Below are 20,574 nucleotides of genomic sequence, written 5' to 3' on the forward strand. Positions count from 1 at the left end.
TTTTTCGAAATAATTTGTATTAAGGGTAAAGTTTAGAAGTTTGGTTTTCTTTTTTCTAAAAACGCAGAAACTCCTTCTTTTTTATCATCTAAGTCAAAAAGCTCTCCGAAATATTTGATTTCGGTTTCAAAACCTTTGTCTGTATCTGATAAATTCACAGCATGAATTGCTTTAGAAATTGCCATCGGTGAATTGTGGGCAATAACGTTTGCTAATTCTGTTGTTTTGGTTAATAATTCTTCAATAGGGTATACTTCATTTACCAATCCGATTTCTTTTGCTCTCTGAGCGGGAACCATTTTGGCAGAGAAGATCATTTCGTTGGCAATACCTTTTCCTACAAGCTTCGGAAGTCTTTGAGTTCCGCCATAACCGGGAATTAATCCTAAAGTTACTTCGGGAAGTCCCAGTTTAGCATTCTCCGATGCATATCTGATGTGGCATGCCATTGCAAGCTCAAGACCACCTCCTAAAGCGAAACCGTTTACGGCTGCAATTACAGGTTTGGTCATATTTTCAATTTTGTTAAATAAAGCGTTTTGTCCGTTTCGTGCAAGTTCTTCTGCCTTTTCCTGTCCAAAATCACTGAATTCTTTGATGTCTGCTCCTGCAACGAAAGATTTTTCTCCGCTTCCTGTAAGGATAATCGCCCTACAAGATGTGTCAGAATTCAATTCGTCCAAAGCTGAACTTATTTCCCTGATTGTTTGAGCATTTAATGCATTTAAACTTTCAGGTCTGTTTATTGTAATGATAGATAATTTATCTTCTTTATTTAATAATATATTTTCGTAACTCATTTTTCACTTTAAAATATTATTCCACGCAAATTATAAATTTTTTACAAAAAAAAGGAAAAAATATTAACTTTTTTTCCTTCTGATTGAAATTATTCTTAAATGTAATTATTTGGAATGGTTCATCATATTGGCATCAATAACGACATTAAGCTGTGAAGCTACTTTCATGCCAAGCTCAATGTTGGCTCTGAAAAAGTGGCATAACTGGCGGTTAATGATCTCATCTTTTTTCGGACCGGTAATTCCCTGAAGACTTCCGACAATATTATTGACCAGGTTTTGTCTTTCTTCAGCATTCATTGCCTTTGAATACAATAATCCGGGTTGAGTGTAATGATCATCGTCGTTTTCGTTTCTGTTGTAGCTTGCAACATGAGCGCTGTCCAATTCGTATTCATAATTTTTATAGGAAGAATCAGCCTTAATATCATCAAAACTATTTGGGTGATAATTCGGCTTGTCCTGATATTCGCTTGAATCTGCCATGAAACCGTCTCTCTGATAGTTATTAACAGCAAAAGGGCATCTGTTGACTTCCAATAGATGAGAATTTACACCAACTCTGTATCTGTGGGCATCCGGATAAGAAAATAATCTTCCCTGAAGCATTTTATCCGGTGAGAAGCTGATTCCGTTGACTAAATTGCTTGGTGAAAAAGTGGATTGTTCAACGTGAGCAAAATAATTCACAGGAACTTCATTTAATTCCATTTCTCCTACTTCGATCATAGGGAAATCATCATGAAACCAAACTTTTGTTACGTCAAAAGGATTCCATCTGAAATCTCTTGCCTGTTCTTCAGTCATTACCTGGATATACATTGTCCATTTCGGAAAATTTCCTTCTTCAATTGCACTGCAAAGATCCTCCTGTGCGAAATCCGGGTTTTCTCCGGCCATTTTTATGGCATCATCGTTAGAGAAATTCTTGATTCCCTGTTTTGTTATAAAATGGAATTTCACCCAGACTCTTTCATTGTTGTCATTAATCATTGCGAAAGTGTGGGATCCGAAGCCATGCATGTGTCTATAACCGTGAGGAGTTCCTCTGTCTGACATTAGGATTAAAACCTGGTGCAATGATTCCGGGTTTAAGCTCCAGAAATCCCACATCATAGTTGCGCTTTTCAGGTTCGTTTTCGGAACTCTTTTTTGAGTGTGGATAAAGTCGGGGAATTTTTTAGCATCTTTAATAAAGAAAACAGGTGTGTTGTTACCCACCAAATCCCAGTTTCCGTCTTCTGTATAAAATTTTAAGGCAAAACCTCTTGGATCTCTTGCGGTATCGGCACTTCCTTTTTCTCCTCCCACGGTAGAAAAACGGGCAAACATTCGGCACGAATTCCCAACTTTTGAAAATAATTTTGCCTTCGTATATTGGCTTATATCATGTGTTACAGTAAAAGTCCCGTAAGCACCGCTTCCTTTTGCGTGAACAATTCTTTCAGGAATTCTTTCTCTCACAAAATGCGCAAGATTTTCCTGTAAAATGAAATCCTGCAGCAAGACCGGACCTCTCGGACCAACTGTTTGTGAATCCTGATGTTCAAAATAAGGAGAGCCGTTACTTAAAGTTAATTTTTTAGAATCCATAGAGTTATGATTTGAATAATCGGTTTTGTTAATAAACCGATTTATATTGACGTATTAAATATCAAATTTACTTCAATTTTTAATTACTAATAGCAAAAACATTTTATCTTTGTAATAGATAATATTAATCAAATGAACATTCAGCAACTGGAGTATCTTATCGCTGTAGATAAGTACAAACATTTTGGTAAAGCAGCTCAAGCATGCTTCATTACGCAGCCTACGTTAAGTGCAATGATACAGAAATTTGAGGATGAACTGGATGTAAAGGTATTCGACAGAACAACACATCCCATTCGTACGACAGATGTGGGACTACAAATTATTGATCAGGCAAAGGTTATCATAGAATCTGTCAATGAGCTGAAAAATAAAGCTAATTTGTTGAATAATATTTTAGGAGGAACTATTAATCTGGGAATTATCCCTACTGTTTCTTCTTTTATTTTACCGACTGAGATTTTCAAATTTTTGGAAGATAATCCGAAAATCCAGATGAATGTAAAAGAAATGACAACCGATAATATTATCAAAGCTTTGAAAGCAGGAGAGCTGGATGCCGGAATTATTTCAACTCCTTACGATACTGCTGATGAGTTTTATCAGGACTTCCTGTTTAATGAAGAATTAATGATTTATAGTTCTGATACTGAAGCAAATAAAAAAAATTCTTATGTAGTTCCCGAAGATCTTAATGTAGAAAAAGTCTGGTTGCTTGAAGAAGGAAATTGTCTGAGAAATCAATTTGAAAATATCTGTCATTTAAAAGAAAATACTTTGAAACCTAAGAATTTAGATTTCCTGGCTTCAAATATCCAGACTCTGGTTCATATGGTAGATAAAGTTGGAGGAATAAGTATTTTACCTGAACTTGCATTAAGCCAGCTTTCTGAGGTGCAGAAGGAAAATGTTTTCAGATTCAAAAAACCTTTTCCTTACAGAGAAATCAGTATTATTTATTACAAGCCGACATTCAAACAAAAAATTATTGACGAATTATCACATTCTATTAGAGCTTCATTAGAAAAAAAGTTGAATTATCACGAAAGTCCAAAAGAATTCGTAAGCATAAAACCACAATAGTTTTTTATTGTTAAAGCCTGATAAATCATTAATTTAAAGAAAATTATAATTAATAAGCAAAAATTTTGAGTATTAAAAAATAGTACTTAAATTTGCCAACGTTTACGAACGAGGAAAAATTTGACCTGATTGCAACCTCTATAAAAAAATGCTAAAACAGTATTACTTTTTTTAGACATTCTGGGCAATTATTCTTATTTTTCTTCGTGAATTTTTAATCTAAAAAACAAATAGAGTAATATGTCTTATTTATTTACATCTGAATCAGTTTCAGAAGGACATCCGGATAAAATTGCCGACCAAATTTCCGATGCATTAATCGACAACTTTTTAGCATACGACAAGTCTTCAAAAGTAGCTTGCGAAACTCTTGTTACAACAGGACAGGTAGTTTTGGCAGGGGAAGTAAAATCTGATGCCTATTTGGATGTTCAGACGATTGCAAGAGAAGTAATCAACGGGATTGGATATACAAAAGGAGAGTATATGTTTAACGGTGATTCTTGTGGAGTTATTTCTGCAATTCACGAGCAGTCTCCGGATATCAATCAGGGTGTTGACAGAGCTGTAAATGATGAGTCTTTTGAAGCTAAAGCAAATGCACAAGGCGCTGGAGATCAAGGGATGATGTTTGGTTATGCAACTAATGAAACGGCTAATTATATGCCTCTTGCATTGGATTTGGCACATACTATTCTTAAAGAACTTTCTGCGCTTAGAAGAGAAGATTCTGAAATCAAATATCTTCGTCCCGACGCAAAAAGCCAGGTAACAATCGAATATTCTGACGATCATAAGCCGGTAAGAATCGATTCTATCGTTGTTTCTACTCAACACGATGATTTCGGAGATGAAGAAGAAATGCTGAACAAAATCAGAGAAGACATCAAAAATATTTTGATTCCAAGAGTAGTTGCTTTACAGACTGAGGAAATCAAAGCGTTATTCAACGATCAGATCAAATATCACATCAACCCGACTGGTAAGTTTGTAATCGGTGGTCCTCACGGAGACACAGGTCTTACGGGAAGAAAAATCATCGTTGATACTTACGGTGGAAAAGGTGCTCACGGTGGTGGTGCGTTCTCAGGAAAAGATCCTTCAAAAGTAGACAGAAGTGCTGCTTATGCAACAAGACACATCGCTAAAAACTTAGTAGCTGCAGGTGTTGCTGATGAGGTTTTGGTACAGGTTTCTTACGCGATTGGCGTTGCTGAGCCATGTGGTTTATATATCAACACTTACGGAACAGCAAAAGTTGATCTTCACGATGGAGATATTGCTAAAAAAGTTTCTACAATTTTCGATTTAAGACCTTATGCAATCGAGCAAAACCTAAAATTGAGAAACCCAATTTATCAGGATACAGCTTCTTACGGACATATGGGAAGAGAGCATTATATTGCTGATAAAACTTTCAATAAAGGTCACAAGAACGAATTAACTCTTACGGGATTAGAATTCTTTACTTGGGAAAAACTTGACAAAGTAGATGAAATTAAAGCTTCTTTCGGGATTTAATTTTTTCTTTACATAATAAATAACTGCTTTATCTTTCAGGTAAGGCAGTTTTTTTTAATTTTACACTTAAATAAATAGAAGATGAAGCACGCTAGATTCGTAATTACAATCCTTTCCCTATTTTTCCTCAGTACATTCGCCAAAGCACAATATACGGTGCATAAAATGATAAGCGTAGGCTATACATATCAAAACCAGAGTTTCGGGGAATTGGGGGGTAAATTACTTTTCCTTAAAAATGATGATGTTATTTACAGATTGGGAGCCACTGCGATGATGGGTTCTGCGAATTCCAAATTTGCCATTATGCCGAAAGTTTCTGCGGATGTTTTGTTAAATTTTGAAAAAAATGTAGACTTCACTCACTCTTATTATTTCCTGATCGGAGCGGAAGGAACCAACAAATATATAGCACCAAAAATTGGAGTTACGATTTTTGGAATCCTTGATTTGGCAGGAGGATATGCTTTTCCGATAGGAGATAGCGGAATAAATGGCAAAGAATTGAAAGGTTTGAATATTAATTTTACACTAAATATCCCTACTGTGTTCATTCACGACATGTTTAACTGATTTTTTTTAAATTTTTCTCTTAAAAAATTAATAATAGGTTAACAGTTATTAAAATTTTATTATATTTACACCATATAAAATTGTATCCGCCTATTGATTATACTTTACTCTGAAGAATTGTTTTGTATTTACAGCTGAAACCAGATAAAATATCTGGAAAAAAGATTGTCAGCGAAAATATTTATTGAGAAGAAGTTATGAAATCAAAATCGGATAGTTTACTAATTTCCCTTTACCAGAAAGGAGACGAAGAGGCGTTATCGACCCTTATTCACCGTCATCAGAGAGAACTGTTTACATTCATTTTTTACAAAATTAATGATGAAGATTTAGCAAACGATGTGTTTCAGGATACATTCATGAAGATTATTGTTATGCTAAAAGAAGGACGTTATAACGAAGAAGGAAAATTCATCCTTTGGGCAAAAAGAATTGCTTATAATCTTATTATCGATCATTTCAGATCAAAAGCAAAAAATATTAAAGTTTCTGAAACTACTTTTGAAACAGACGAATATTCTATTTTTGATTTGTTGAGAGAACCTTCTGAAAATATTGAAGATCAATTGGTAACCAACCAGATTCAGGAAGACCTTTTAAGAATGCTTCAATTCTTGCCAGAAAACCAGCAAGAGGTGATTAAATTAAGGTTTTTTGATGGTTTAAGCTTTAAAGAAATCGCAGATCATACCGACATGAGTATCAATACTACACTAGGAAGAGTGCGTTATGCTTTGATCAACCTGAGAAAAATCATGGAAGAAAAAAATATTGTCTTAACGAGATAGATAATAATTTCGGAAAATTCTCGTTTTAAGGAAAAACATTTAATCGCCTATGAGAAAAAATGATTCCTTAAAAGTGAAAACTTTGAAACCTAAGAAACAAACAATTGAGTTTTTGCTCAGTTTTTCGAAGAGTCTTGAGATTGTGAAAGCCAAGAACAAGAATTATCCGATTTCTAAAAATTAAAATTATTAATTTTGTGCTGTATGAAAATTCAGCACATTTTTTTTGACCTGGACAATACGCTTTGGGATCACCGCAAGAACGCTTATCTTACCATCAAAGATCTTTTCGAGAAAGAAGAAATCGGTTTAAAATATGAGATCGATTTTGAAGAATTTCATTCTGTTTATCATGAGATCAATGAAAAACTATGGGAAGATATCCGCGACGGAATTATTGATAAGGAATATCTGAGAAAGCATCGTTTTTATGATACCTTCAAACATTTCAGAATTGATGATGAAGAGCTTTCGATGTATTTTGAAGAGCATTTTCTGGATAAAATTCTTAATCATAATGAATTGGTGGAAGGCGCAGAATATATTCTGGAATATCTTAAAGCTAAAAATTATACTTTGCACATCATTTCCAACGGCTTTAAAGAAGTAACGGAAAGAAAATGTATTTTATCAGGAATTGCTCAATATTTTCAAACTATTACAAGCGCAGATTCTGTTGGCGTAAGAAAGCCACGACCGGAAATTTTCGAATACTCTTTGGGGCTTTCTGATGCTACGAAAGAGAATAGTATTTTGATTGGTGATGACTGGATTGCAGATGTTGTCGGTGCGCAAAACTTCGGAATGGATGTCATTTTCTTTGATGTTTTGAATGAAAAAAGAGAAGAGGAAGGATTAAAAGTCATTAAGCATCTTTTGCAGATTAAAGAATATTTATAAAAAATAAAAGCCTTTCAATTTGAAAGGCTTTCTTATTATGTAAAAAGTCAGAATTAAATTCCCAAACTTTCTCTTACTCTTTTAATTGTTTCAGTCGCGATTACTCTTGTTTTTCCCGCTCCTTCCTGAAGTTTTGCTTCCAGTTCTTCAAGATTGTTCATATAATAAGAGAAAAGTTCTCTTTCTTTCTCAAATTTTACAAGAATCAAATCTAAAAGCTCTTTTTTAGCATGACCATAACCGAAGTTTCCGGCTAAGTATTTTGCTCTTAATTCTTCTGTCTGTTCAGGCGTTGCAATGAGTTCATAGATCGCAAAAGTCTTGTCCGTAGAAGGATCTTTAGGTTCTTCCAAAGATTTGGAATCACTTTCAATGCTCATTACCTGTTTTTTCAATTCCTTTTCAGGCAGGAAAATATTGATAATGTTTCCTCTGGATTTTGACATTTTGTGACCATCAACTCCGGGAACATATTTTGTGTTTTCCTGAAGCTCAGCCTGAGGTAAAACCAAAACTTCACCCATCTGATTATTAAACCTTGAAGCTACATCACGGGCAATTTCCAAATGCTGAAGCTGGTCTTTTCCAACAGGAACGATTTCCGCATCGTACAGCAAAATATCTGCGGCCATTAAAATCGGATAGGTAAACAAACCGGCATTTACATCCTGCAAACGGTCTGCTTTATCTTTAAATGAATGCGCTAAAGTCAATCTCTGATAAGGAAAAAAACAAGATAAATGCCAAGAAAGTTCACAGGTTTCAGGGATGTCACTCTGTCTGTAAAAAAATGTTTTTTCGGTATCTAATCCACAAGCAAGCCAAGCCGCAGCAATCTCGTAGGTATTCTGTTTAAGTTCTTTTGCATCTTTAATCTGTGTCAGCGAGTGAAGATTCGCGATAAATAAAAATGACTCATTTCCTTCCTGTTTCGATAATTCTATCGCAGGAATAATTGCACCCAACAAGTTTCCAAGGTGTGGTGTTCCGGTGGCTTGAATGCCGGTAAGAATTCTTGACATTGTTTAAAATTTATATTTAAAAATTAATGAATTGCAAATTTAATTATTTTCCCACTGATTGTACGGATTTTCACAGATGATTGTGTTTTATCTTTATTTAAACGCAAAGATTTTATTTCCAAACCTATTATTTTTAGAAGACAAAGGCAAATAAATTTGCTGCGCGAAGCTTGAAAAAGATGTTTATCAAATCAACTTGTTGATTCTTCGTTGCTCAATTGAAACTGTTTATTATTAAATTAAAACTTTGCGTCAAAAAAGTCAACCCAATCTGCAAAAAACAAAAAAACTAAGGAATCAAAACCTTATCTCCTCCGAATTTCGGTTCAACTCCTAAAATCAGGTCTAAGTATGCTTTTGCTTTAGCCAGATATTCTCTCATATTGGTTTTAAAGCCTGCATATTTATTCACATCTTTCGCATTAAATCCGAATGCTTGAATGCCGTTTTGTTTGGCTAAAAACACGGCTCTTTCATTGTGAAACTTCTGTGAAATAATAACCAGCTTGGTTTGTCCAAAGATTTCTTTAGCTCTTACAACAGAATCCAGCGTTCTGAAACCTGCAAAATCAAGGAATATTTTATCCTGCGGAATTCCATATTTCATTAATGTAAGCTGCATATCTTCAGGTTCGTTATAGTCTTTCTGACTGTTGTCTCCGCTTACAATGACATATTGGATCTTTCCACTTTTAAACAAATCGGCAGTTGCTTGGATTCTATTGTAAAAATAAGCATTCGGTTGTCCGTTACTTAGATTTTTACCTGTTCCTAAAAGTAATGCGGTTTTGGTTTGTGGAACATCAGCAATATTGTAAGAAATATGAGCATCGCTATCTTTTTTAATGCTATAATTCGCCCAGGCAATAAAAATAATTCCTGCAACGAGAAGAAGCAGGAAAATTTTAAAAATATTTTTAATGAGTTTTTTCATTGAGTGTAAGATCCTTTAAAATTCCAGACCGTTCGGGAAAGCTTTTTTTCTGAAAATCAATAATAAAGCTGCACCTACTGTAATCGCTGAATCTGCAACATTGAAAATATATTTAAAAAATTCAATATGTTTTCCTCCTATTAAAGGCCAGCTTTCAGGAACATTCCAGTCTACTAATGGAAAATGAAACATGTCAACCACACAGCCCTTCATAAAAGTAGAATATCCATGACCAAAAGCGGTAATTTTTGCAATACCATTATAATCAATCCACCGATCAATACTTGACTCGTAAACTGTTCCATAATCAAAGATTAATCCATAAAACATTCCGTCAATTAAATTTCCGATGGCTCCTGCAAAAATCATTGACATTGGAATCAGAAGATAGTTCGATTCTCCTTTTTGTAACCATTTTTTGAAAAGATAGATCATTCCTCCGATTAGAATAACTCTTATGATGACAAGGAAATATTTACCAATAATTCCACCGAAATGAAGTCCGTAAGCCATTCCCGGATTTTCTACAAAAGTAAGTTTGAAACCTGGAAGAATAGAAACACTATCACCTAAGTTGAAATGTGTTTTTACGTAAATTTTTGAGGCCTGATCAATTAATAAAATAAGAAAGGTTACAAATAATATCTTTTTCATTACAGGTTTGTCTTTGGTTTGTCTTTAAAGTTTTTCCCGGTATTTTCTTTTTTAGCAGGAGTTCGTGGCTCGAAGGTTTGAGTTTTTGCTCCTCTTGTATGAAATTTTTCGTAACGAATTCCCATATCTTTCATCACGCTTTTTAGTGCGTTCAGCTCCATTTGGTTCTTTGGGTGTACAATTAATGCCTCCATCTTTATTTTAATTTATTTTTTATTTTTTGGACAATTCATCCAATTTTTTCCGGTCCCGCGCAGATAAATCATTGATGCCGTTTTTGCCCATTTTACTTAAAAGTTCGTCGATCTCTTTTTCCCTGTCTCGTTTATCAGAATTGAATTTATCATCCATTGTGTAGTTTCGCTGCTTATCAGGAAAGAATCTGTTTTTGATCCAATCTTTGTATAAAAATCCTAAAACTGCGACAATAATAATTATTAAAATTAATGATTCGGTCATGGGTATACATTAAAAATTAGGTTTATAAAGTATTTCATGAAATACGATATAAACCCAAATTTATTTTTAATTAACCTAGTGGTTATTTCTGCATATTTTTCGCCTCGATACTTAATGTAGCATGAGGAACAGCCAACAATCTTTCCTTAGGAATCAGTTTTCCTGTTACTCTGCAAACTCCGTAAGTTTTATTTTCAATTCTTATAAGAGCATTCTTAAGATCACGCACGAATTTTTCCTGTCTTCCTGCTAAAATAGAATTTTGCTCTTTGCTCAACGTTTCTGCACCTTCTTCAAATGCTTTGAAGGTAGGTGAAGTATCATCAGTTCCGTTATTCTGGTCATTGATAAAACTCTCTCTGATCAGTTGTAAATCTTTTTCAGCTTTCTCTATTTTTTCTTTAATGATAGCTTTAAACTCTTGTAAATCAGCATCACTGTATCTTACTCTTTCGTCTGACATGTTCGTTTCTCTTTTTTAATAAAATTATGAAATGGTATTTGAAAAACAATAACTATATGTTAATTTTTTTCAACATTTATCTTAAAATTAACCTCATCTATTTCGATTTCGTTAAAATTTGAAAGTGAAGATACAATTTCTATTTTATTTGACAAGACCTCCGATGAAATATATTCCTCATTTTTCTGAATATCACTCAGAAAAGGAGCGTTTTCTTCAAGGAAAATATTGATTCTGTCTGTCAAATCGAAATCTTTCTCTTTTCGCAGGTTCTGAACTCTGTTGATGAATTCTCTTGCGATACCTTCAGATTTTAATTCATCTGTTAGCGTCAAATCTAATGCCACAGTTGTTTTTCCGTCGGAAGTTACTGTCCATCCCGGAATATCTTTTGTAGAAATTTCAACATCTTCAAGCGTAATTTCGTATCCCTGGATGTCTAATTTTCCTTCTTTTTCTAATTTTGAAATCTGTTCCGTATCAAGATTTGCGATCTCTCCACCAACCACTTTCATGTCTTTTCCTAATTTAGGACCAAGCGCTTTGAAATTTGGTTTTATCTGTTTTACAATTAAATGAGATGCTTCTTCTGCATTAATTAATTGCAATTCTTTAACATTAACTTCCTGTTTAATTAATTCTGCAACTGCCAAGATTTGCTCTTCCGTTTTTTTATCCAAAACAGGAATCAATATTCTTTGAAGTGGCTGTCTTACTTTTAAACTTTCTGCACGTCTGATTGAAAGCACCAAACTTGTTATCGTCTGAGCCAAATGCGTTTTTTCAACCAAATCCTGATCGATTAAACTTTCGTCAGCTACAGGGAAATCCGTTAAGTGAATTGATTCAGCATTTTCTTTACCAGTTACTTTATTTAAATCCTGATACAATTGATCCATAAAGAATGGAGCGATTGGCGCAGATAATTTAGCAACAGTTTCAAGACATGTATATAAAGTCTGATAAGCCGAGATCTTATCCTCCGAATAATCTCCTTTCCAGAAACGTCTTCTGCACAATCTTACGTACCAGTTACTCAAGTTATCATTTGCAAATGTGTTGATTGCTCTTGCAACTCTTGTCGGTTCGTAATCTTCGTAAAATGCTTTTACTTCTTTGATTAATAAATTTAATTCAGACAAAATCCATCTGTCGATTTCAGGACGATTTTCAACTTCTTTTTCAGAATAATTGAACCCGTCAACATTTGCATACAATGCAAAGAATGAATACGTGTTGTATAATGTTCCAAAGAATTTTCTCTGAGTTTCCTCAATTCCAGGAGAATATTCAGTAAAGTCTTCTCCATTTTCCTTATTAGGCTTAATCCAAGAGAATTTTAAATTTTCCCAAGGATTTGCATTCGAAATCATATACCAACGGGTAGCATCAGGACCATATTTGTTCACTGTATAAAACGGATCAACAGTATTTCCTTTGGATTTTGACATTTTGATGCCGTCTTTATCCAAAACAAGTCCGTTGCTCATTACATTTTTATAAGCAACAGAATCAAAAACTGTGGTTCCGATCGCATGAAGCGTGTAGAACCAACCACGAGTCTGGTCAACTCCTTCTGCAATGAAATCTGCAGGGAATGCTTTATGATTATCGATTAATTCTTTATTCTCAAAAGGATAATGCAACTGTGCATAAGGCATAGAACCTGAATCAAACCAAACGTCGATCAAGTCGCTTTCGCGGTTCATCGCTTTTCCTGAAGCTGAAACTAAAACAACTTTATCAACAATATTTTTATGCAGATCAACCAAAGAATAATTTTCTTCAGACATATCTCCGATTACAAAACCTTTGAAAGGATTTTCTGTCATGAATCCTGCTTCGATAGATTTTTCGATCTCATTATACAATTCTTCAACAGAACCGATGATGATTTCTTCTTTCAAATCTTCAGTTCTCCAGATTGGCAACGGAATTCCCCAATATCTTGAACGGGATAAATTCCAGTCGTTTACATTTTCTAACCAATTGCCGAAACGACCTTCTCCGGTTGATTTTGGTTTCCAGTTAATTTCTTTGTTCAACTCAACCAATCTGTCTTTTACAGCGGTCATTTTTACAAACCAGGAATCTAGAGGGTAATATAATAACGGTTCATCAGTTCTCCAACTGTGTGGGTAACTGTGAACGTATTTTTCAACTTTAAAAGCTTTATTTTCTTTTCTTAATTTTAAAGCAATTCTTTCGTCAACAGAAAGATAGTTTTTTAAGTCTGCGATGATTGATTTTAATTGCTCCTTCTGAATGTTGAATTCTGTGCCTTTTTCTTCGTCATTCAGATATTCTGCTTTTACATATTCGTTGGCAAAACCATAGACTTCATCTTTTACTAAAGACAAAAATCTACCTTGTAAATCCACTAATGGAACCGGATTTCCGTTTTCATTTAAAACCAACATTGGCGGAACTTCAGGAGTAGCCTCTTTAGCCACTTTCGCATCATCAGCACCAAAAGTCGGAGCTGTATGAACGATTCCTGTTCCATCTTCTGTCGTCACAAAATCTCCAGAAATTACTCTGAAAGCATTTTCCGGATTTTGGTAAGGTTTAGCGTAATCTAATAACTGCTCATATTTGATTCCAACCAAATCAGCCCCTTTGAATTCTGTTAAAATTTGGTAAGGAATAACTTTGCTTTCTGAAGTGTAATTTTCAAAATCTTCGTCTGTTCCTTCACTATATTTTTTTGCAAACTGTTTTCCAACCAACGCTTTAGCCAAAACAATATTGATCGGCTCAAAAGTATATTGATTGAAAGTTTTAACTAAAACATAATCGATTTTTGGTCCGACAGTCAAAGCTGTGTTCGAAGGCAACGTCCAGGGAGTTGTCGTCCAGGCTAAGAAATGTACGTCTCCAAAACCTTGTAAGAACGAAGGCAATGTTTCCGGAAGTGTCTTGAATTGTGCAACAACCGTTGTGTCAGAAACATCACGGTAAGCTCCGGGCTGGTTAACTTCGTGTGAAGAAAGTCCTGTTCCCGCTTTCGGAGAATAAGGCTGTATTGTGTAGCCTTTGTACAATAGTCCTTTATCATACAACTGCTTCAACAACCACCAAACCGTTTCCATGTATTTTGACTTATACGTGATATATGGATCTTCAAGATCAACCCAATACCCGATTTTCTCGGTAAGGTTATTCCAAACATCAGTGTAACGCATTACCGCTTCACGACAAGCTTTATTGTAATCTTCAATAGAAATTTTTGAGCCAATATCTTCTTTAGTGATTCCTAATTCTTTTTCTACGCCTAGCTCCACAGGAAGTCCGTGTGTATCCCAACCCGCTTTACGGAAAACCTGTTTCCCGTTCTGAGTCTGATAACGACAGAAAATATCCTTTAAAGCTCTGGCCATAACGTGATGAATTCCGGGCATACCGTTTGCTGAAGGCGGACCTTCATAAAAAACAAACTCAGGTTTCCCCTCACGAATCTCAACACTCTTATTGAAGGTTTTATTTTGTTTCCAAAATTCCGCTACATTCTCTGCTACGTCAATAAGGTTGAGGTTTTTGTATTCTTTAAATTGGCTCATTGTAATATCTCAATATCGTTGATTAATTAAGTTGGCAAATTTACTAAAATTTGTCGGTTTATAATATATGTTTTATTTTGATAGTTTGTATTAAAAAGTTCTGTTTCAGAAATATAAATGTTGAGATGTTTGAAATATGAATTATCAAGGGTGAATCAGTCGATTTTTTAAATGTAATTTTAAACAACTTTCTCAAAATTTTTGTTGGTTTTCATCAATAGGAGCGGGCTTTAGCCTGCTTAACTTAAAATGTTTCCAAATTGACTTTAGTCAAGACTTAAATTTCTTCTCACGCAGATTTTTAAACGCAAAGTTTTAATTTATTAATCACAATTTTAAGTGAGCAAAGAAGAATCAACAAGATGATTTGATGAAACTTTGTTTTCAAGCTTCGCGCGGCAAATTTATTTGCCTTTGCTTTCTGAATAAATAAACTTAATAAATTAAAACTTTGCGTTTAAATTAATTGAACACAAACATCTGTGAAAATCAGTGAAGTCAGTGGGAAATAAGAACAAAATTTCGTAATTTTAAAATACCACTTAAAACCATTTGTATGAAAGCCTTTTTCCGAATGATGTTCATTGTTTGTTTTTTTATCGGAACGATAATACAAGCTCAGAATAATTATCCCCAAAATTATTTCAGAAATCCTTTAAATATTCCCATCAATCTGGCTGCCAATTTCGGAGCGGTTCGTTCCAATCATTTTCACATGGGATTGGATATCCGTACAAACAGCCAAGAAAATTTATCTGTTGCAGCAGCGGCAGATGGTTATGTAAGCAGAATAAAAGTGGAACGTTATGGTTTTGGAAATGCGTTGTACATCACTCATCCAAATGGCTACACAACAGTTTATGCCCATTTGAATAAATATTTCGATAAACTCGACGAATTTGTAAAAGAGAAACAATACAAGGATGAAAAATGGGAACAGGATATTACTTTTTCTCCGAATCAATTTCCTGTAACGAAAGGACAGTTAATTGCTTTGAGCGGAAATACAGGAGGTTCAGCAGGTCCGCATCTGCATTTTGAAATCAGAGATACAAAAACAGAAGAATGTATCAATCCTTTACTTTTTGGATTTGGTATTGCGGATAATATTGCTCCGATTATCAGTGGTTTATATTGGTATGACAGACGTTTTAGCACTTATGAACCCGGAGCGAATGGAGTTGCTGTTAAAAAAAACGGCAATATTTATACTTCTAATATTATTCAGGTCAACTCTCCTGAAGTAAGCTTTGCGATAAAAGCGGTGGATAAAGCCAATCAAGGTTTTAATTTGGGAATTTATGGTGCGGAATTAATGATGGATGGAAAATTGGTTTACAGTTTTAAAATTGATAAAGTACATTATGATGATACCCGTTATATTAATGGCTGTATCGATTATATGAAATTTGTCCGTGATAAAATGAGTATTCAGCATTTATCGACTTTACCGGGAATGAAATTAAAAAATTACAGTTCCGGTTCGGATGGAATTATTAATCTTCAGGATAATGAGGTTCACAATATTGAAATTATTTTGAAAGACGTCAACGGAAATACAAGCAGGTTGACTACAAAAATTCAGTTCAATCAAGCTTCAGATAAAATTTTATCGAATGATAAAACGGTAAATCCAAACGAAGCAAAAACGATTAAAACCGAAAACGCAGAAATTAATTTAAGCAAAAATGCAGTTTATGATGTTGTAAATTTTAATATAAATGAAAAAACTGATGCTGAAGCGGTTTCTAATATTGTTATTTTAAATAATCCTTACATTCCGATTCATGATGAATATACGTTAAAAATTAGGTCTGACAGAAAATTGTCAAACGAAGAAAAAGACAAATCCGTCATAGAACTCAATTACGGAAGCGATAAAAATGTGGTCAAAGCAAAATGGAATGGTGATTGGGCAGAAGGTCAATTCAACAGATTAGGAACTGCCAGATTGTTATTGGATAATACTTCGCCATCAGTTTCTCCAGGTTGGAAAGAAGGAGCGGTTGTAACTGCAAATTCATTAAAATTAAAGGGAACGACGAAAATAGGGGATATTGAATATTTTCGTGCAGAACTGGATGGAAAATGGCTTCGTTTTTCCCGTGTAAAAGATGATTTTGTCTACATTTTCGATGAAAAATGTCCAAAAGGTTCTGGTTCACATACTTTGAAAGTTACAACAGCCAACACTGCCGGAAATACAAATACACAAACTTTTACTTTTCAGAGATAAAATGGTAGCCGGATCTAATTTTTAAATTTTTAATCATTCAATCTTTTAATTTTAAATAAATTTGTTCTTTAAAAATAAAAACCATTGGAATTTTATCCATCAATCGAAAAATCAGACATTCAGGAAATAAAAAAGTTTCAGGAGCAAAAACTTCAGGAACTTTTAACTTATCTTGAAATGCACTCACCTTTTTATCAGAAATTATTCAAAGAAAACAATATCGACATTGCTGATATTCAGACTTTAGAAGATCTGCAAAAAATTCCGACAACGACAAAGAATGATATCCAACAGAATAATGATGACTTTTTCTGCATTACTCCGGATAAAATAGTGGATTACAGTACGACGTCGGGAACGTTGGGAGATCCTGTAACTTTCGGATTATCAGATAACGACCTGGAAAGACTGGCTTACAACGAAGCAATTTCTTTTGCCTGTGCAGGAATCCAGAAAGGTGATGTTGTGCAGATGATTACAACGATTGACAAAAGATTCATGGCCGGACTTGCTTATTTTTTAGGATTGAGAAAAATGGGCGCAAGCGTTGTCAGAATGGGGCCCGGAATTCCTGAACTGCAATGGGATTCGATTTTCAGATATAAACCTAAGTATTTAATTACTGTTCCTTCTTTTCTGTTGAAAATGATCGATTATGCTGAAAAACATGGGGTAGATTATAAAAATTCCAGTGTTTACGGCGCTGTTTGTATCGGGGAAAGTATCAAAAATCAGGATTTTACAGATAATATTCTTTCACAAAAGATCAAAGAAAAATGGGATATTAGGCTATTCTCTACCTATGCTTCCACAGAAATGAGCACAGCTTTTACAGAATGCGAACATCAAATCGGAGGACATCAACATCCTGAATTAATCATCACAGAAATTCTTGATGAGAATGGAAATCTTGTTCAGGAAGGAGAAAGCGGAGAATTAACGATTACAACTTTAGGAGTTGAGGCACTTCCTTTATTGCGATTCAAAACAGGAGATATTGTAAAAGCACATTACGAACCTTGCCGGTGTGGAAGAAATACGATGAGATTAGGTCCTGTTGTCGGAAGAAAGCAGCAGATGATCAAATATAAAGGAACAACTTTGTATCCGCCTGCGATGAACGATATTTTGAATGATTTTAATACTATTTTGTGCTACCAGATCGTTATTCAGTCAAATGAAATCGGATTGGATGAAATTATCATTAAAATAAGTACAAACAGCGACTCAGAAAACTTTGTAAATGAAGTGAGAGATCATTTCCGAGCAAAACTGAGGGTAAGTCCGAAAATTGAGATTATAGATTTTGATGTTTTGTCTAAAGTTGTTTTTAATCCAAACAGCAGAAAACCAATTACATTTACAGATTTAAGATAAAAAACTAATAAAAAAACATGAAAAAAACATTATTTCTATTCTTTATAGCTTTTTCGTCATGTTTGGTGGCGCAAAGAGTGAAGGTGATTTCTGGGGATTATAATTTTTTGAAAGATCAGAAATTCATAAAAGTGGTTTTCAAATTTGAAGGAGTAACTTTTGCCAAGAAAAAAATCAGTGAAGATCAATTTATAGCGGATAGAATAAAAGAAATTGAAAAGAAAAGTGGTAAAGAAGAAGCTGAAAAATGGAAAGCTGATTGGCAATATTCTAAAGAAAAAACTTTTCAGGATAAGTTTCTAGCTTCTTGGAATAAAAACACAGATATAAAAGCTGCAACAAATTTCGAAATGACAAAATACACTTTAATGGTCGAGCCGATCTGGATTTTTCAGGGATTTTTTGGAGGAATTGGGAGTATTCCTGCAGAGATGAATTCTAAAATGACTTTTATAGAGACGGATAATCCGGATAATGTTTTAATGGTTGTCGAAGGAATAAAAGCAACTGGAGATAATGTCATTGGAATTCCAAATAATAATGACCGCATTGCAGAATGTTATGCAAAAACTTCAAAAATGCTGGCTTTGAAGGTGGATCATTATACTAAAAAATAAAATCTATTGAATATATTCAAACATTTAAAATAAAATTATAAAACATGAAAAAATTATTTTTGTTGATGCTTTTTGCTACATCAACAGTTGCGATGGCACAAAAATTTAAGATCCAAAGCGGCGATGCTAAATTTCTAAAAGGAACTGAAGTTGTTAATGTAATTTTCGATTATTCTGATATGAAGCTGATGAAAGAAAACTATACAGAAGCTGAATATATCCCGAGAAGAGTCGAAGAGCTTAATAAAAAGACTGAAGGAAGCGGTGAAATTTGGAGAAAACAATGGGAGAGAAGTAAAGAAGAACTTTGGAATCCAAAATTTATTATGTTATTCAACAAAATCTTTTCGAAAGAAAATATTAATACTAAATTAAAAGAAAACGCCGAAAGTCCATATACATTAATAGTGAAAGTTAAATGGATTTATCCAGGTTGGGACGCCGGAATTATGAAGCAGCCTGCGAAAGTAACAACACAACTTACTTTTGTAGAATCAAATACTAAGAAAGTTTTATTCGAAATTGAAAGTGTAGATGCTCCGGGAGATCAATGGGGAAGTAATTTTAATAATGAAACCAGGGTGGGTGAAGGTTTTGCAAAAACGGGTAAAACTCTTGCTCAGAGAATCGAGAGATATGTAAAGTAGAACCTTAAAAATAAAACCAAAAAACGGTCTGAAAATCTCAGACCGTTTTTTTATGATTGCATTTTTTCTGTTTTAATGAATTCTGCAAGATTCTTTATTGCAGTATCATGTATTCTTACAAATGTATTTTTTTTATCCCAAACATAGCCAGCTAAAACGGCGCAGATTTTTCTTTTAACATCAGGATTTTCCGGTTGATGGAAAAATAATTCTTGTAAATTTCCGGTGTACCATTCTTTCACGTAGGTTGTAAAAACATCAACCCCATATAAAATATAATCAGCAAATTCTGTTTGCCAGTCAACTTTTTCACCGTTCAGTTGCCTTATTGCCAATTTCGCAGCCGTCATTCCCCCTTCTGTTGCAAAAGCCATTCCTGAAGAGAAAACAGGATCAAGGAATTCCGAAGCATTTCCTGTCAATGCAAATCCGTCTCCGAATAATTTTTTCACCGAACAGGAATAATCTTTCAGATGTTTCGGCTCAAAAAGAAAATCGACATTTCCGAAACGTTTTACATAATAATCAGAAAGTGAGATTGCTTTTTTCAACGCTTCCGTTGTGTCTCCGTTTTCAGATAGTTTGTCGATATATTCAGTCGGACCAACAATTCCTACACTCGTATTCCCATTTGAAAAAGGAATTACCCAAAGCCAGACTTCAGTTTCAATAATATCAAAAGAAATCAATGTTCCTTCCGTTCCTTCCTCTCTGTTAACATCTTCTACATGGGCAAAAATCGCTGAATGAGGAGACAGTTTTGAGGGTTTTTCTAAATCTAAAAGTCTCGGTAAAACTCTTCCGTAACCACTGGAATCGATCACAAATTTAGCATGAATTTCCTTCGTTTTACCGTCCTTGTTTTTTACAGTTGTGATAGAGTCTGTCCCATTAAATTCAATACCTATTACTTCTGTTTCAAATTCAAGGTCAATTCCTTTATTAATGACTTCCTGAGCAAGAGTATTATCAAAATCAGCTCTAGGAACCTGCCAAGTCCAGTCCCAGCCTTCGCCGAATTTATCACTGAAATCAAAAATGCAGACTTCGTTGCCACGTAAAAAACGCGCTCCCAATTTCTTTTCAAAACCCATTTTATCCAAAGCAGGAAATAATCCGGCTTCATCAAAATGATCCATTACTCTTGGAATTAAACTTTCACCGACAACCAATCTTGGAAACTTCGTCTTTTCAACAACTTTTACGTTGACATTGTTTTTCTTTAAGTATGAAGAAGATACGCAACCCGACGGTCCCGCGCCGATTACAAGAACGTCAACAAATTCTTTGCTCATCTTTGATTTTTTATTTTAATAATAACTTCTATCTTTGCCGCAAAATTAATGA

At 34.3% G+C, this 20,574-nt stretch carries 19 protein-coding genes; 9 read left to right on the forward strand and 10 right to left on the reverse strand.

The features are described from left to right. Nucleotides 1-32: 32 nt before the first annotated feature. Together ABD745_RS19025 and ABD745_RS19030 are read right to left on the reverse strand one after the other, a co-directional pair. Complete coding sequence (locus tag ABD745_RS19025) at nt 33-800, reverse strand: enoyl-CoA hydratase-related protein (protein WP_344833845.1); 768 nt, start codon at nt 798-800, stop codon at nt 33-35. Between the two features lie 105 nt (nt 801-905). Next, nucleotides 906-2,393 (reverse strand): catalase, encoded by a 1,488-nt coding sequence (locus ABD745_RS19030; RefSeq protein ID WP_344833847.1) that lies wholly within the window; start codon nt 2,391-2,393, stop codon nt 906-908. 132 nt (nt 2,394-2,525) lie between these two features. Here ABD745_RS19030 and ABD745_RS19035 point away from each other — a divergent pair, with 132 nt between their 5' ends. The 5 genes from ABD745_RS19035 (at nt 2,526) to ABD745_RS19055 (ending at nt 7,258) form a co-directional block, all read left to right on the forward strand. Further along, nucleotides 2,526-3,476, forward strand: coding sequence for a LysR substrate-binding domain-containing protein (locus ABD745_RS19035; RefSeq protein ID WP_047398661.1), 951 nt, complete (start codon nt 2,526-2,528; stop codon nt 3,474-3,476). A 240-nt stretch (nt 3,477-3,716) separates the two neighbouring features. Continuing rightward, the gene (metK, locus tag ABD745_RS19040; protein ID WP_344833852.1) at nt 3,717-4,997 is read left to right on the forward strand and encodes a methionine adenosyltransferase; all 1,281 of its coding nucleotides are present in this window, start codon (nt 3,717-3,719) and stop codon (nt 4,995-4,997) included. Between the two features lie 81 nt (nt 4,998-5,078). Beyond that, nucleotides 5,079-5,570 (forward strand): hypothetical protein, encoded by a 492-nt coding sequence (locus tag ABD745_RS19045; protein WP_344833854.1) that lies wholly within the window; start codon nt 5,079-5,081, stop codon nt 5,568-5,570. A 197-nt stretch (nt 5,571-5,767) separates the two neighbouring features. Further along, nucleotides 5,768-6,358 (forward strand): sigma-70 family RNA polymerase sigma factor, encoded by a 591-nt coding sequence (locus ABD745_RS19050; RefSeq protein WP_047398657.1) that lies wholly within the window; start codon nt 5,768-5,770, stop codon nt 6,356-6,358. Nucleotides 6,359-6,562: 204 nt separating this feature from the next. Further along, entirely contained in the window at nt 6,563-7,258 is a 696-nt protein-coding gene (locus ABD745_RS19055) for a YjjG family noncanonical pyrimidine nucleotidase (protein ID WP_344833857.1), read from the forward strand. 53 nt (nt 7,259-7,311) lie between these two features. Here ABD745_RS19055 and trpS read toward each other — a convergent pair whose 3' ends face one another. The 7 genes from trpS to ileS all read right to left on the reverse strand — a co-directional run bounded on the left by trpS (nt 7,312) and on the right by ileS (nt 14,350). Beyond that, nucleotides 7,312-8,280, reverse strand: a complete 969-nt coding sequence (trpS, locus tag ABD745_RS19060) for a tryptophan--tRNA ligase (protein ID WP_344833860.1) — start codon at nt 8,278-8,280, stop codon at nt 7,312-7,314. Nucleotides 8,281-8,569: 289 nt separating this feature from the next. Then, nucleotides 8,570-9,214 (reverse strand): SanA/YdcF family protein, encoded by a 645-nt coding sequence (locus tag ABD745_RS19065; RefSeq protein ID WP_344833862.1) that lies wholly within the window; start codon nt 9,212-9,214, stop codon nt 8,570-8,572. Between the two features lie 15 nt (nt 9,215-9,229). Continuing rightward, nucleotides 9,230-9,868 (reverse strand): lipoprotein signal peptidase, encoded by a 639-nt coding sequence (locus ABD745_RS19070; protein WP_344833865.1) that lies wholly within the window; start codon nt 9,866-9,868, stop codon nt 9,230-9,232. Then, nucleotides 9,868-10,062 (reverse strand): DUF2683 family protein, encoded by a 195-nt coding sequence (locus tag ABD745_RS19075; protein ID WP_047398649.1) that lies wholly within the window; start codon nt 10,060-10,062, stop codon nt 9,868-9,870. The genes ABD745_RS19070 and ABD745_RS19075 overlap by 1 nt, the downstream gene beginning before the upstream one ends. 19 nt (nt 10,063-10,081) lie before the next feature. Further along, on the reverse strand, nt 10,082-10,327 hold the full coding sequence (locus ABD745_RS19080) for a DUF6576 domain-containing protein (RefSeq protein ID WP_344833868.1): 246 nt from the start codon (nt 10,325-10,327) through the stop codon (nt 10,082-10,084). A gap of 82 nt (nt 10,328-10,409) precedes the next feature. Then, nucleotides 10,410-10,790: a TraR/DksA family transcriptional regulator gene (locus ABD745_RS19085; RefSeq protein ID WP_002983772.1), complete on the reverse strand. Its 381-nt coding sequence runs from the start codon at nt 10,788-10,790 to the stop codon at nt 10,410-10,412. Nucleotides 10,791-10,849: 59 nt separating this feature from the next. Then, entirely contained in the window at nt 10,850-14,350 is a 3,501-nt protein-coding gene (ileS, locus tag ABD745_RS19090) for an isoleucine--tRNA ligase (RefSeq protein WP_344833870.1), read from the reverse strand. A 556-nt stretch (nt 14,351-14,906) separates the two neighbouring features. On the opposite strand from ileS, the gene ABD745_RS19095 reads away from it, so the two are divergent. From ABD745_RS19095 to ABD745_RS19110, 4 genes are all read left to right on the forward strand, one after another. Beyond that, nucleotides 14,907-16,586, forward strand: a complete 1,680-nt coding sequence (locus tag ABD745_RS19095) for a M23 family metallopeptidase (protein WP_344833873.1) — start codon at nt 14,907-14,909, stop codon at nt 16,584-16,586. 84 nt (nt 16,587-16,670) lie between these two features. Beyond that, nucleotides 16,671-17,963, forward strand: a complete 1,293-nt coding sequence (flxY, locus tag ABD745_RS19100) for a flexirubin biosynthesis putative acyl-CoA ligase FlxY (RefSeq protein ID WP_344833875.1) — start codon at nt 16,671-16,673, stop codon at nt 17,961-17,963. A gap of 17 nt (nt 17,964-17,980) precedes the next feature. After that, nucleotides 17,981-18,580: a hypothetical protein gene (locus ABD745_RS19105; protein WP_344833879.1), complete on the forward strand. Its 600-nt coding sequence runs from the start codon at nt 17,981-17,983 to the stop codon at nt 18,578-18,580. Nucleotides 18,581-18,624: 44 nt separating this feature from the next. Then, nucleotides 18,625-19,227, forward strand: a complete 603-nt coding sequence (locus tag ABD745_RS19110; RefSeq protein WP_344833881.1) for a hypothetical protein — start codon at nt 18,625-18,627, stop codon at nt 19,225-19,227. Nucleotides 19,228-19,277: 50 nt separating this feature from the next. Here ABD745_RS19110 and ABD745_RS19115 read toward each other — a convergent pair whose 3' ends face one another. Further along, nucleotides 19,278-20,522, reverse strand: coding sequence for an NAD(P)/FAD-dependent oxidoreductase (locus tag ABD745_RS19115; protein WP_344833883.1), 1,245 nt, complete (start codon nt 20,520-20,522; stop codon nt 19,278-19,280). Nucleotides 20,523-20,574: the final 52 nt, after the last annotated feature.

This window comes from Chryseobacterium ginsenosidimutans (genome assembly GCF_039536845.1).
GTDB classification, from domain to species: Bacteria; Bacteroidota; Bacteroidia; order Flavobacteriales; family Weeksellaceae; genus Chryseobacterium; species Chryseobacterium ginsenosidimutans_B.